This is a genomic window from Rhizobium sp. BK060, from assembly GCF_014193145.1.
In the GTDB taxonomy this organism is placed as follows: Bacteria; Pseudomonadota; Alphaproteobacteria; order Rhizobiales; family Rhizobiaceae; genus Rhizobium.
This window is the reverse complement of sequence record NZ_JACHYW010000001.1, coordinates 290,646-302,663: the sequence shown is the minus strand read 5'-3', so window position 1 is coordinate 302,663 and position 12,018 is coordinate 290,646. Positions and strand designations below refer to the sequence as shown.

Here is a 12,018-nt window from a genome sequence, read left to right as displayed (position 1 = left end):
GAGGAGTGCTGCTGTTCCGCAAGCGACCTTGGGAGGAGGATAAGGACGCTTGCCATACAAAGCGCTGCGGGAGGAGGTGCATCGCTTCGATGAATAGACTTTTACACCTTTTCCGCCCAAATGACAGGCAGGTTTCTGCATGACTGCCATGCGCTATGCGTCTAGCGGTCGGCTCGACAGGCATTCCGAACCGGCCTCATGCCAAAGAAAAAGCGCCCGCCAGAAGACCGGCGGACGCTCGAACAATCGAAAAATTTTGGCGCTATGTTCGCCTTAACGGCCAATCGCTGCCCGGGCAACGCTGCGGATATCCGCGCGATCGATGCCGAGATCGAAAAGCTCTCTGGAGCTCATGCGGCCGAGTTCGGAGACCGTCTGACGGTACTTGCGCCAATTGTTGAAAGAGCGTGCTACATTCATGATAAATCCCCTTTCCTGGGCTTTCGAAGCACAGCTGCCAGTCCTTGGCGCTTCGTTTGCTTCGATGGCATCGATATAGGCTCATCGCTGACCGGAGAACAGCATCAAGAGCTCACGCCACCCATGCAACAGGCGCATAGCAATCTGGTAGCCTCGCGTCCCGCACGTGCGGCGGCTGGGTGACCTCCACGATGCAATCGCTAGGTCCGGTCGGACCAGCCTTGTCCCAGATAGCACCCAGCCGAGTACTCGATTTTGCGATAGCGTGGACCCTGTTTGTGGAACTCGGTGACCCGCACTCCGTCGTTGCTCTTTAGAGCAACATCGATGCTCCGCGATCAAGGTATGTGTCGAGGAATTGCTCGAGACGTGCGTTTCTCGGCCTCCTGAATACCTCTTGCGGAGGGCCGGTGAAGACGATCTTGCCATGGTCGAGAAATGCGATCTGCTGCCCGACGGTGGCCGCAAAGCCGATTTCGTGCGAGACGACGACCATCGTCATCCCTTCGGCGGCGAGATCGCGCATGACATTGAGCACTTCGCCGGTCAGTTCCGGGTCGAGGGAGGACGTCGGCTCGTCGAAAAGCATGATCTTCGGCTTGAGGGCAAGAGCACGGGCAATGGCGACGCGCTGTTGTTGCCCACCGGAAAGCTGCGATGGGTAGTGCCCTGCGCGGCTTTCGAGGCCAACTTTCACAAGTTGAGCCATGGCCCGCTCTTCGGCATCCTTGCGATTCATCTTGTGAACGGTCTTCAGCGCCTCGCTGACATTTCCAAGCGCTGTCATGTGCGGCCAGAGGTTGAACTGCTGAAACACCATGCCGATCTGCGCACGGATCGCACGGTTTGCGGCTGGCGCAATACGCTCCCGCATGCCCTGTGCATTTTCGGTGAAGCCGAGGACCTCGCCGTTGATCGTGATCGTTCCAGAGGTCGCTTCCTCGAGAAAGGCCATGCAACGAAGAAGCGTGCTCTTGCCCGAGCCTGATGGTCCGATCAGGCAGGAGACCTGTCCCTGCGGGATCTCGAGATCGATGTTCTGGAGAACGGTGGTATCTCCAAACTTCTTGACGAGGTTTTTAACTGCGATTGCAGGGAGGCTCATGCGTTGAAAAACCTGAATCTGTTGAGTTTCGTTTCTACGAGCCGGCCAAGCCGACCGGTGATCTCTACAAGTACCCAGTAGAAGAGTGCGAGCACTGAGAGGGCTTCGACGAAGGCATATTGCTGGGCGCCGATGGCGCTCAGCGTCGCGGTCAGCTCGGGAACGGTGATAATCGAAAGGACAGCCGTCTCCTTCATCAGGAGAACCGCCATATTGAGCGACGGAGGCAGCACGAGCATCGTCATTTCAGGCAGCAGGATGCGTCGGATGATTTGCCCCTGCGTCAGGCCCACGCACTCGCCCGCCTCGATGTGGCCCTTGGGCACGGCCATGAAGCCGGATCGGAAAATTTCACTGTAATAGGCCGCACCATAGATCGAGATGCCGATCAAACCGGCTGGCAACGGATCGAGCGAAAGGCCGACGAATGGACCACCGTAGTAGACGAGAAAGATCTGGATGAGGAATGGCGTACCGCGCAGCACTGCGACGATAAGGCCAAGCGCCTTGTCGAGCAGCACGCCACCGAAGCGGCGGCCGACAGCGACGAAAAACCCCAGAATGGCGGCGGCGATCGTCCCGACGACCCAGATCAAGACCGTGACGCCGGCGCCACTTATGATCGCCGGCAGCTGGTCAAGGATGACGTTGATGTCAAAGGTCATCGCGGCACTCCCGGAAGAGAACGCTCGATCAGGTCGCCGGCAAGCGCCACGATCCAGTTGATGACGAGATAGATGAGACCCGCAGCCGCAAATATCTGTAGCGGCAGGAAGGTGCTGCCTGCGAGGTCCTGTGCCATCCGCGTCAATTCGATGACGCCGACGACGGAAACCAGCGACGATGCCTTGAGGATGAGGATCGCCTCGTTGACCAGCGCCGGGAAGGTCAGCCTCAGTGCGATTGGCGCCTTGATACGCCGGAAGATCTGACCCGGCGTCAATCCCACCATTTCGGCGGACTCCACGAGACCGATCGGGACGCTTGCAAATCCGCCGCGCATATTCTCCGCCTGATAAGCCGCCGTGCAAAGCGAAAGGCCGATGATCGCAGCAACGATGCTCGGCACGTTCAGGCCGATCGCGGGCAACATGTTGTAGATCAGGAGCAACTGCACGAGCAGAGGCACGCCGCGGAAGAAACTGATAAAAATTTGTGCGGGAATGACGAAGGGCGCCTTCTTCGACAACAGCATGCCGGACAGAAGGATTGCGATCGCAAAGCCGATCAGAATGGAAACGACGCTTAACAGCACCGTATAGATCGACGCGTAAAGAAGCAATTCAAAGAGCTTGATGGACATGTCCGGCTTTTGCCCGCCTGGCTGTCATGGAGGCACAATGGCGTCTTTGATTGCGCCCCTAGGCCGGGGCGCATTCAACGATCGGCCCGCTATTAGAACGCAGGGTCCTTGACGGCGTCGGGCGTGTCGAAGGTCGCGCCGAACCACTTCTTCTGCAGCTCGGCCATGCGGCCGTCAGCCTTGATCTTCAGCAGGGCTGCATCGATGGCGTCCATCAGCGCAGCATGATCGGCATCCTTCAGGCCGATGAAACCGAAGTAGGACTTCTTGCCGAACGGCGGCAGGACGACTTCAAACGTTCCCTCGCGCTGCTTGGCAACGAAGGCGATATTTGGCAGTGAGTTGGCAACACCGGCAATACGGCCGGCCGCGAGATCCGCATAGGATTCGGTGAAGGCCGGGTATTCGCGGATATCTACCTTGGAAGGCAGCGTTGCCGAGAATTCCTTCAGCTGATCGAGTTGCGAAGTGGCTTTGCCGACACCGATCGTCTTGCCGGCAATGTCGTCGGGCTTGCTGATGGTCGCGTCGCCCGCCTTCTTCAGGATCGCGATGGTGGCTTCGGCAATCGGCGGCGTGAAGCGATAGCGCTCCAAACGCTTCTTGGTGATGGTCGCGGGTCCGGCAACCACGTCGAACTTGCCAGCTTCAAGTGCCGGGAACACGCCGTCCCAAGGAAGCGCCACCCATTCGATCTTCACGCCGAGTTCCTTGCCGATTTCCGCAAAAAGATCAACGTTCAAACCAGCATGCTCGCCGGCATCGATAAAATCAAAGGGAGCAAAGGCGGTTTCCGTGCCGACCTTGAGCGTGCCGGCTGCCTTGACGGCCGCAAGCGTATCGGCAGCATGCGCCGACAGGGTCGCTCCCACAAGAAATGCGGCGCCGACGAGGCCCTTAAGCAGTGAACGTGCGATCATGATTGTCATTTCTCCAGTTTCCGCACCCACCAGGATGCGTTCGAGTTCCCGAGTTCAGTCCCGTGTGCGGACTTCTGCGATCCGCTTTTGACTATACAAATAGATATACGCTAGCCTAAGGTGTCAACGTCAAAGTCGACAAACGCAATTTTTGTGCCGAACGGCCGCTTGGAGGCGCGAGTTTCGCGTTTGCATCGTTTTGCTGCGAGAGTGATGAGGTCGCGTCTTGGAGCCAATTTATCTCAGGATATTCACGGATATCGAGGCAAAGATCCTCAGCGGAGAATGGCGCCCGGGTGATCGCGTTCCAAGAGAACATGACCTCGTCAATGACTACGGCTGTTCGCGTATGACCGTGAGCAAGGCCCTGACGGCGCTTGTCGACCGTGGTCTTGTCGTACGGAAGCGGAAAACCGGGTCATTCGTCGCCTCGCCGCAGATCGACCGCACCGTCATGGACATCCAGGATATCGGCACCGAGGCGACCTTGGCGGGCTATGAGCATCGCCATCAGATTTTGACGCGAAGGATCGAGACCCTAGACCCTGTCGAGGCTGCCCGGTTGGACAGCACCTCGGGAGCCGAAATCCTTCGGATCCAGTGTCTGCATATCGTCGATGGTAGGCCCACGGCAATAGAGCGACGCATCATTTTGCTGGATACGGTGCCGCTTGCCAGAAACGAGAGCTTTGCGGGCGCGCCTCCTGCGAAATGGCTCCTGTCGCAAGTGCCGTGGTCGAAGGCCAAGCATGTGATACGGGCAGTCTCGGCCGATGCCGCGACGGCCCGCATTCTTGAGATTGACCGTGGCGAGCCCTGCCTCACCCTCACTCGTCAGACCTGGCAGAATGATCGCATGGTAACCTATGTCGAGATCACGCATCCTGGCGATCGCTTCCAGTTTGCAGGCATTTTTCATCCGGCCGAAAAGCGTGCGTCACGTCGACAGCCATAGTGAGGAACGCTTTGAGCGAAGAACAGATATTCCGGGGAATACCCCTCAAAGGGCTGCAAGCATTCGAAGCTGTCGGCCGCTGCGGCAGCGTGATGGCCGCTGCAGCGGAGCTGGACGTATCTCCCGGTGCCATCAGCCAGCAGTTACGCAAGGTCGAGAGTTTTCTGGGCATCACGCTTGTGGAACGGAGCGGCCGGACTGTCGAGCTGACGCAATGGGGTCGGCTTTACCACCGCGAGATATCGAAGGGCTTTGAGCAATTTGCGCTCGCCCAGCAGGTGCTGGAGCGTGCACGCAACGAAAATGCGCTCGTTCTCAGCGCACTGTCGTCCGTTGTCAACAAATGGATCGGCAGGCGCATTTTCGACTGGCAAGCGCTCCATCCCGATGCGCATGTGCGGGTGACAGGTCGCGACAAGGAGCCCCGAATGGGGTTTGATGAAGTCGATTTCCGCGTCAGTTACGGATCCGACGTCTTGCAGCATGACCACTACGCCGAACTGTTTCGCGATTGGGTCGTTCCGGCCTGCTCGCCGGCCCTAATTGAAGGCAGGAGACCGGCCGCCGCCGATCTGCTGTCCTATCCGCTGCTGCATGTCGAATGGGAGCGACATTTCACGCCCTACCCGAGTTGGGCGGAATTTGCCGCGAAAATCGGGGCGGACGTCAAAGGCCCACCCTCGGGTTTGTCGTTTACCCTATCGAGTAGCGCTATCGACGCGGCCGTCAACAAGCGAGGCATCGTGCTTGCGCAGATGTCGATGATCGCAGACGAACTGGAAGCGCAGACATTGGTCATTCCCGTCGATATCAGAATGCCGCTGCGCGAGAGCTATTTCCTTGCCTGGGATCGCTCCGCGCTGCAAAAACCCTACGGCTCGGAGTTTCGCGACTGGCTCATTGCCATCTCTCGACGACAGGCGCAGATCTCGGCGCCTCTCACTCTTTAGAAAAACTAAATCGGAAGTCAGTGCTGCGATATTGATGAAAAAAGTCGCGTGACGCTACCTTAGGCGCTCACAGATCAAAGCCTGCGGGAGAATGTCATGGCGCGTACCGACAAGATGAAACTGGGCACCTTCGTCTATACGTTCGGCTTTCATCCGGCCTCCTGGCTGCATCCGGCAAGCAATGTCCACGGCGCCAACGATTTCAGTCATCTCCTCGACGTTGCCAAACGGTCGGAGGCGGCAAAGTTCGATTTCATGTTCATGGCCGACTCTCCGGCTGCCGCCGTCGGCGACCCCGACGCTCTTGCCCGCATTCCGACCAAGATGAACCGCTTTGAACCGCTGTCGTTGCTATCAGCCCTGTCAGTGACAACGAAAGATCTCGGGCTCGTGGCCACTGTTTCAACCAGCTACTACGAGCCCTACAATGTCGCGCGCCTCTTTGCTTCTATCGACCATTTGAGCGGCGGCCGCGCCTGCTGGAATGTCGTGACCTCGGACCACGACGAGACGGGCTACAATTTCAATCGCGAGGGGCTGGACCCGCACGCGCTGCGCTACGAGCGCGGCAACGAGTTCGTGGACGTCGTTTTTGGTCTGTGGGACAGCTTCGAAGAGGGTGCGTTGCTCCTCGACCGCGAAAGCGGTGTCTACTACGACAAAACCAAGCACCACACGCTCAACCATAAGGGTAAACACTTCCAGGTGCGCGGGCCGCTCAACATCGCGCGATCACCGCAAGGCCGGCCCGTCATCGCGCAGGCCGGCGGCTCCGAACCCGGTATGGATATGGCAGCGCGCACGGCCGAGATCGTTTTCAGCCTCGCCTCGAACATCGATCGAAATCGCGCATTCTATGAAAACGTCAAAGGACGCATGCCCGCCTACGGTCGCAATCCCTGCGACCTCAAGATCATGCCGGGTGTTGTGCTGAACGTCGGCGAAACGGAAGCCGAGGCGCAGGCCAAGGTCAATTACCTCATCGACAAGATGCATCCGGACGTCGGTCGCCTGATGCTTTCCGAGTTTCTGGAAGCCGATTTGCGCGGCGTCCCATTGGACAAACCGTTTCCGATGGACCTTCTGCCGACGCAACCCAAGGGGTCGCGCGCGCTGTTCGAAGAGCTTACCGATTTCGTCAAGAGCGGGCGCCCCGTCGGCGAGTTGGTGCGGCACTATGCGGAGAAGCATACGGGCAACGGCATCACCGGCACGCCGGCACAGATTGCCGACTTCATGGAAGAGTGGTTCGAGACCCGCGCGGCGGATGGTTTCATTCTGATGTTCCCGACACTGCCCTCGAGCCTTGATGATTTTGTGAAGCTCGTCCTGCCTGAATTGCGCCGTCGTGGGCTCTTCCGCCAGGAATATGAAGGCAAGACGCTGCGGGAAAACCTCGGCCTTTCAATGCCGGCCAACCGTTTTGCGAAGGCACAGGTCACGAGCTAACAAGGGAGAGAGCAGATGGAAAAGGTGGCAACCAAGCCTATCGTCGATCAATCTGCGTTCAAGCTGTCGATGCGCCACCTGGCCGGTGCCGTGAGCGTGGTCACCGTTGGTGAATGCGAAGAACGGACAGGCTTTACCGCGACCTCGGTTTCTTCCCTTTCCGCAGATCAGCCGTCGGTGATCGTCAGCCTCAATCGCGGATCGTCCTCCTGGCCCGTGGTTGAACGGTATCGCCGCTTCTGCGTCAATGTACTTACCGCCGACCAACAGCATATCGCGCAATCCTTTGCGGGGTTCTGCGGCCGGCGCGGCGTCGAACGCTATCAAGACGCGCAATGGTATAGCCTTTTGACTGGAACACCAGCCTTGAAAGATGCGCTGACGGTTCTCGACTGCGAGCTCGAAACGGTGCTCAATCACCATTCGCACGCGATCCTTATCGGCCGCGTTTGCGCGATCGAAACGCGCGAGGATGTCGAACCCCTGCTCTACTGGCGCGGCGGCTACCGACGGCTGTCCGAAGAGGCGGTCATCCACCCCTGACCGCCGGCAGTGCGCCTATCCGCGACCTGTTTGGCGATGACGCATAGAAGTTCGAACATCATGGTGGCGCCAGCAAGCGCCGTCATGCCGGCCAGATCAAATGGTGGGGAGACTTCAACGACGTCGGCACCCACGATCTGTATTCCGGCAAGCAGCCTGATCATCTGCTGGGCCTCGCGGGTCGTGAAGCCGCCCGCCTCTGGCGTTCCCGTTCCCGGCGCCATGGATGGATCGATACTATCGATATCAAAGGTAACGTAGGCTGGCAGTTCACCAGCGATTTCTCGCGCCTCGCGCATCACGTCGTCAGCCCCACGGCTGACGAATTCTTCCATGTAGATGATCCGGATGCCCTGCTGCTTCGCCCAGTCATGTTCGCCCGGATCGTAGATCGAACCGCGAATTCCGATCTGAACCATCCGCTTCGGGTCCAGCAGTCCCTCCTCGATCGCTCGACGAAACGGCGTCCCGTGCGTGTACGGGTTGTTTCCGAAATAGCGATCATTGGTATCGGAGTGCGCGTCGAAATGGATCAGTCCAACCGGCCGGTTTTTCGCCACCGCGCGCAGCACGGGGAGCGTGGTCAGATGGTCACCGCCCACCGACAGGGGAATGGCGCCGACGGCGACAATCTCATTCATCCCCTCTTCGATCCGTTTGAGGCCGTCCATAAGGTCGATGGGGTTGACGGAGAGATCGCCGACATCGGCGACATTCGCGATACTGAACGGTTCGGTCCCTGAGACATGGTGTACGCGCCGCATGAGGCTCGACTGATTGCGAACCTCCCGTGGCCCGTGCCGGGCGCCCGCCCTGTTCGTTGTGCCGCCGTCCCAGGGAATACCGACAAGGGCAATATCAAGCCCGGCAGCCGTCTGCACGGCGGGTAGGCGCATGAAGGTAGAATGCCCGGCGAAGCGTGGAACTTCAGCAGCATCAACCGGTTGAAAGAAAGGTCCACTCATCGTTCTGTCCTGTGTCCGCAATGGCTGTCGCGCAATCTGCGATGCTCATGTCGCGCGCGCAAGCCCATGCCTGAAGAGAAGGGGGGATGTTCGCGTTCTTTGAAACATTGCCTATGGCATCAGACCAATCGCGGGAATGCCCACCAATTTCATACCCATCGCCCGCCGCTTGCGGGCCAGCGGTCAGCGGCGAGTGCCGAGCACCCCGCACGAAACCGAAATTGGGATGGTGAGCCGGCGTAGTCGGGGCGTGCAGACAGCATATTCAACGAGGGCTCGCTCAAGTGGCTCTTTATCATTGTGACCAAGTATCGACTGCCGCCGGCGTAGTCAGGACTGTCCTCGAATATGAGGGTCCACGCGATCTGCTTGACGTCGCAAGGCAAGCTCGAGCTGTCGATCGTTCTTTGGAAATCGACAATCTGACGGCGCCCCAATGCGTAGAGGCGCTGATCACATCGACGCGGCAGGATACTGTTCACCAGTAGCCTTGCCAATCCGGAAGGCTATAACGTCGCGGCGAAACTGCTTATCGAACGTTTCCGGCACGGGATGACCTCTGCCGACGACCTATCCAGGGAACTGGAAAGGCATTTTGGCAAGGTGATTTCGGCAGTATCTCCGCCAAGTTTCGAGCGGACGCGCGCCTCTATTCAGGGCCGCCCCCTCCGGTAGAAACTTCGGGGAATTACGGGACTACTTCGCCTTTTGATACGGCAGGCTAATAGCGTGGAACAATGTGTCACGGCTGGGGTTTACAGAGTGGATCGCCAGGTGAGAATTTTCTCCTCAAATGTCGAGCGCTGGCCAAAGTGCGATCCACCATTTGCCCGTCGCTCGTAAGCCGAATCGGAGATCTTGTGTCGACCCCGGACTGGCTCGTCTTAGTCGTCGAGCGCCATCAAGCCTTCCACGTCATTGGATCTGCAGAGGAAGCCCTTGACATGCTTTTTGCCAATTGGCCGACCGCGAGTGGCGCCGCCTTCGTCCTTGCGATGGAGGCCTGTGCTGGGACAGCCACCGGCACAGTGACCCAGGACGAAGCCGAACTATCTTTCCTGGCGGCGGCCCTTGATGCAAACGTCGCATTCAGGTTTGCCTAAGTACTTCGGCGGCCCGTGACGGGCGCCGTTGCCTGATCTCAAACAGCCGCGCGAAAGTTCATCACAGCTCGATAACGCGACAACTCCCTGCCGATTGTTACATGCCAAAGACGTGATCCTGAACGTGGAGAAGCAATATACCTCCCAGATAGCGGTCATCCAGGCACGCGAAGCGACTTTGCGATTTGGTTCTTTATTTGTTCTGGTGCCTATGGCAGCCTACGGCAAGCTTGGCTGTGGAGGGATACAGGCATCATGAAAGACAAACGAACTGAATTTCGATTGCTGCATGAAGAACCGGGCGCCTTCATCATTCCCAATCCGTGGGACGTTGGAGCAGCCAAACTACTTGCAGCCTTGGGCTTTCGAGCTTTGGCAACAACGAGCGCCGGCATGGCGTTTTTGCGTTGCTGAAGGACAAGCGTCTCGGGAGGAGACCTTGAACCATTGCCGTTCTCTGGTGTCGGCGACACCCCTTCCGGTTTCCGCCGACCTCGAAAAGGGATTTGGCTCGGGCTTCATGCAGGGATGTGGTGGGCCTCGCTGGACCTCAGGCTTCCGGCCCACGTCGAGAACCTGCTTTGCGCGGCATTTCACCACAGCGGCTTTCGACGATGATGCTGACGCGCTCATCGAAATCGTTGCTATTGCCGCTTCGTCGCGACAGTTCGACCTGGCTGCAGTTCTGCTCCCCATGTCTTGCCGAGAAAGCGCAGCCGTACTTTCGGCGGCGATGGCGGTTGGCAACCCAGGTTGCATGCGCGACGCATCGTTGCGGATTGCGGGATCGGTGCCCATCCTGCCACAGCCGCATTGAGGCTTTCGACCAGACCGAACTCGTTCCACAGCACGATTGCGTCCGCCCGCTAGCGGACTATATAGTCACGATAGTCACAATAGTCAGGAGATGTACAATGCAGCTATCACCGCACGACGAGAGAAGCTGGACCGTTGCCAACGCGAAGGCGAAACTCTCAGAAGTCATTGACCGCGCGCAAACCACGCCGCAGACGATCACCCGAAACGGCAAGCCTAGCGTCGTTGTCGTCTCTGCTGAAGAATGGCAGCGGAAGACCGCACGCAAGGGCACGCTCGCTGAGTTTCTGATGGAGTCGCCACTACGCGGTGCCGATCTCGACCTCGACCGTCAACGCGACCAACCACGTGATCTGCCGCTGTGAGACTGCTGCTCGACACCAATGTCCTGTCAGAAGTGACAAAGCCGCGTCCCGAGGGCCGCGTTCTCGAATGGTTGGATGGCCTTGACGAGGACCGCACCTTTATCAACGTCGTGTCGATTGCGGAAATTCGTCGCGGTGTTGCCCTCATGGACAACGGACGAAAGCGCGATGCACTGGTCGAGTGGCTCGCCCGGGATCTGCCACAACGTTTCGAACGCCGTGTCATTCCAGTGGACGAACGTGTGGCTCTGGCCTGGGGTGATTTGATGGGCGACGCAAAGCGGAGCGGCCGAGGCATGTCATCGATGGATGGCTTGATCGCGGCCACCGCGATTGCCCACGACCTCGCTCTCGCGACACGCAACACCAAGGATTTCGAGGGCTTCGGTATCGAACTCATCGATCCATGGGTCGAGTGAGGTGCCGGGTCGTCCGAGCACTTGCTATAGCGTGCTCGTGCGTATTGCCTTCCGTCTTGCGAACAACGTCGGCCCCCGGAACCAAGACTATTTCGCGGCTCAACGGCTGGCCTATGCACTCCCCTGCCGACGCCCTCACTGACGCCAACGCACGGCTCGGGGCCGGTGTGGGTCGCTAATCCTTCACCGAAATGGCCTTGCCCTCGCAAAAGTCGGTCGCAAATCTCTGACTTTCGCCAGAGACTTTTGCGACAGAAACTCCTCGTTGTTTTTCAGCGCCGCCGACCAAACGACATCATCCTGTAAAGCGGCTGTCAAAGGCAAGCGAGTGGCGTAAAAGGCAGGCAGAGCGGCGCCAACGATGCCGACTGACAAACCGAGAAGCCCCGGTGTCAGGAGTACGCCCTCGTTTATAGTGAGTTCGAAGGATATGCTGGCGTTGTTTGCACCGATGGTGCTGGCCTGCCATCCGTTGAATACGAACCACGACACCACGAGGCCGAAGATCACTCCGACCGCCGCCAGCGCCACCGCCTCTGCCCACATGGCAATGAAGGCTGACAGGCGGCTGAAACCCAGGGCGCGCACCGTAGCGATCTCGACCGCCCGGTCAGAAACCGAACTCATCATCGTATTGAGCGCGCCTGCAGTCGCGCCGAGTGCCATCAGCAACGCCACCGGCCATCCAAACATACGAATGAGATT

Annotated in this window: 14 protein-coding genes and 3 pseudogenes; 10 read left to right on the top strand and 7 right to left on the bottom strand. The window is 58.8% G+C overall.

Going from position 1 to position 12,018, the window contains the following annotated elements; genetic code table 11:
* Positions 1 to 273: 273 nt before the first annotated feature.
* The 5 genes from FHT71_RS01405 to FHT71_RS01385 all read right to left on the bottom strand — a co-directional run bounded on the left by FHT71_RS01405 (position 274) and on the right by FHT71_RS01385 (position 3,748).
* Positions 274 to 420: a DUF1127 domain-containing protein gene (locus FHT71_RS01405; protein ID WP_007801566.1), complete on the bottom strand. Its 147-nt coding sequence runs from the start codon at positions 418 to 420 to the stop codon at positions 274 to 276.
* Positions 421 to 733: 313 nt separating this feature from the next.
* Positions 734 to 1,525 (bottom strand): amino acid ABC transporter ATP-binding protein, encoded by a 792-nt coding sequence (locus FHT71_RS01400; RefSeq protein ID WP_007801564.1) that lies wholly within the window; start codon positions 1,523 to 1,525, stop codon positions 734 to 736.
* Positions 1,522 to 2,190, bottom strand: a complete 669-nt coding sequence (locus tag FHT71_RS01395) for an amino acid ABC transporter permease (protein WP_007801562.1) — start codon at positions 2,188 to 2,190, stop codon at positions 1,522 to 1,524. Before FHT71_RS01395 ends, FHT71_RS01400 begins: the two co-directional genes overlap by 4 nt.
* On the bottom strand, positions 2,187 to 2,828 hold the full coding sequence (locus tag FHT71_RS01390; protein WP_132588060.1) for an amino acid ABC transporter permease: 642 nt from the start codon (positions 2,826 to 2,828) through the stop codon (positions 2,187 to 2,189). The genes FHT71_RS01395 and FHT71_RS01390 overlap by 4 nt, the downstream gene beginning before the upstream one ends.
* 92 nt (positions 2,829 to 2,920) lie before the next feature.
* Positions 2,921 to 3,748: a transporter substrate-binding domain-containing protein gene (locus FHT71_RS01385; RefSeq protein ID WP_132588061.1), complete on the bottom strand. Its 828-nt coding sequence runs from the start codon at positions 3,746 to 3,748 to the stop codon at positions 2,921 to 2,923.
* 226 nt (positions 3,749 to 3,974) lie between these two features.
* Here FHT71_RS01385 and FHT71_RS01380 point away from each other — a divergent pair, with 226 nt between their 5' ends.
* The 4 genes from FHT71_RS01380 (at position 3,975) to FHT71_RS01365 (ending at position 7,645) form a co-directional block, all read left to right on the top strand.
* Complete coding sequence (locus FHT71_RS01380) at positions 3,975 to 4,703, top strand: UTRA domain-containing protein (RefSeq protein WP_183718745.1); 729 nt, start codon at positions 3,975 to 3,977, stop codon at positions 4,701 to 4,703.
* An 11-nt stretch (positions 4,704 to 4,714) separates the two neighbouring features.
* On the top strand, positions 4,715 to 5,653 hold the full coding sequence (locus FHT71_RS01375) for a LysR family transcriptional regulator (protein ID WP_183718743.1): 939 nt from the start codon (positions 4,715 to 4,717) through the stop codon (positions 5,651 to 5,653).
* 96 nt (positions 5,654 to 5,749) lie between these two features.
* Positions 5,750 to 7,102, top strand: coding sequence for an LLM class flavin-dependent oxidoreductase (locus FHT71_RS01370; RefSeq protein WP_183718741.1), 1,353 nt, complete (start codon positions 5,750 to 5,752; stop codon positions 7,100 to 7,102).
* A 15-nt stretch (positions 7,103 to 7,117) separates the two neighbouring features.
* Positions 7,118 to 7,645 carry a flavin reductase family protein gene (locus tag FHT71_RS01365; protein WP_183718739.1) on the top strand — a complete coding sequence of 176 codons (528 nt, stop codon included), beginning with the start codon at positions 7,118 to 7,120 and terminating at the stop codon, positions 7,643 to 7,645.
* Here FHT71_RS01365 and speB read toward each other — a convergent pair.
* Entirely contained in the window at positions 7,606 to 8,610 is a 1,005-nt protein-coding gene (gene speB / locus FHT71_RS01360; protein WP_132588066.1) for an agmatinase, read from the bottom strand. The two genes, FHT71_RS01365 and speB, sit on opposite strands and share 40 nt — an antisense overlap.
* A 737-nt stretch (positions 8,611 to 9,347) precedes the next feature.
* Here speB and FHT71_RS32110 point away from each other — a divergent pair.
* The 6 genes and pseudogenes from FHT71_RS32110 to FHT71_RS01330 all read left to right on the top strand — a co-directional run bounded on the left by FHT71_RS32110 (position 9,348) and on the right by FHT71_RS01330 (position 11,313).
* Entirely contained in the window at positions 9,348 to 9,713 is a 366-nt protein-coding gene (locus tag FHT71_RS32110) for a DUF982 domain-containing protein (RefSeq protein ID WP_281412114.1), read from the top strand.
* A gap of 28 nt (positions 9,714 to 9,741) precedes the next feature.
* Positions 9,742 to 9,972 carry a hypothetical protein gene (locus FHT71_RS01350; RefSeq protein WP_132588069.1) on the top strand — a complete coding sequence of 77 codons (231 nt, stop codon included), beginning with the start codon at positions 9,742 to 9,744 and terminating at the stop codon, positions 9,970 to 9,972.
* Positions 9,969 to 10,224 (top strand): annotated as a pseudogene (locus FHT71_RS01345) (isocitrate lyase/phosphoenolpyruvate mutase family protein); the annotation flags it as partial. The gene FHT71_RS01350 and the pseudogene FHT71_RS01345, both read left to right, overlap by 4 nt.
* A gap of 103 nt (positions 10,225 to 10,327) precedes the next feature.
* Positions 10,328 to 10,435 (top strand): annotated as a pseudogene (locus FHT71_RS31295) (hypothetical protein); the annotation flags it as partial.
* Positions 10,436 to 10,627: 192 nt separating this feature from the next.
* Positions 10,628 to 10,894, top strand: coding sequence for a type II toxin-antitoxin system Phd/YefM family antitoxin (locus tag FHT71_RS01335; RefSeq protein ID WP_183718787.1), 267 nt, complete (start codon positions 10,628 to 10,630; stop codon positions 10,892 to 10,894).
* The gene (locus FHT71_RS01330; protein WP_132588070.1) at positions 10,891 to 11,313 is read left to right on the top strand and encodes a type II toxin-antitoxin system VapC family toxin; all 423 of its coding nucleotides are present in this window, start codon (positions 10,891 to 10,893) and stop codon (positions 11,311 to 11,313) included. The genes FHT71_RS01335 and FHT71_RS01330 overlap by 4 nt, the downstream gene beginning before the upstream one ends.
* 300 nt (positions 11,314 to 11,613) lie before the next feature.
* Here the strand turns inward: FHT71_RS01330 and FHT71_RS01325 are convergent.
* A pseudogene (locus FHT71_RS01325) lies at positions 11,614 to 12,018 on the bottom strand (ABC transporter permease); the annotation flags it as partial.

What these genes read in the sequence shown, in the direction of transcription:
- FHT71_RS01405 (WP_007801566.1), bottom strand. Translation starts at nt 420, where the DNA reads ATGAATGTAGCACGCTCTTTCAACAATTGGCGCAAGTACCGTCAGACG.
- FHT71_RS01400 (WP_007801564.1), bottom strand. Translation starts at nt 1,525, where the DNA reads ATGAGCCTCCCTGCAATCGCAGTTAAAAACCTCGTCAAGAAGTTTGGA.
- FHT71_RS01395 (WP_007801562.1), bottom strand. Translation starts at nt 2,190, where the DNA reads ATGACCTTTGACATCAACGTCATCCTTGACCAGCTGCCGGCGATCATA.
- FHT71_RS01390 (WP_132588060.1), bottom strand. Translation starts at nt 2,828, where the DNA reads ATGTCCATCAAGCTCTTTGAATTGCTTCTTTACGCGTCGATCTATACG.
- FHT71_RS01385 (WP_132588061.1), bottom strand. Translation starts at nt 3,748, where the DNA reads ATGATCGCACGTTCACTGCTTAAGGGCCTCGTCGGCGCCGCATTTCTT.
- FHT71_RS01370 (WP_183718741.1), top strand. Translation starts at nt 5,750, where the DNA reads ATGGCGCGTACCGACAAGATGAAACTGGGCACCTTCGTCTATACGTTC.
- FHT71_RS01365 (WP_183718739.1), top strand. Translation starts at nt 7,118, where the DNA reads ATGGAAAAGGTGGCAACCAAGCCTATCGTCGATCAATCTGCGTTCAAG.
- speB (WP_132588066.1), bottom strand. Translation starts at nt 8,610, where the DNA reads ATGAGTGGACCTTTCTTTCAACCGGTTGATGCTGCTGAAGTTCCACGC.
- FHT71_RS32110 (WP_281412114.1), top strand. Translation starts at nt 9,348, where the DNA reads ATGTGTCACGGCTGGGGTTTACAGAGTGGATCGCCAGGTGAGAATTTT.
- FHT71_RS01335 (WP_183718787.1), top strand. Translation starts at nt 10,628, where the DNA reads ATGCAGCTATCACCGCACGACGAGAGAAGCTGGACCGTTGCCAACGCG.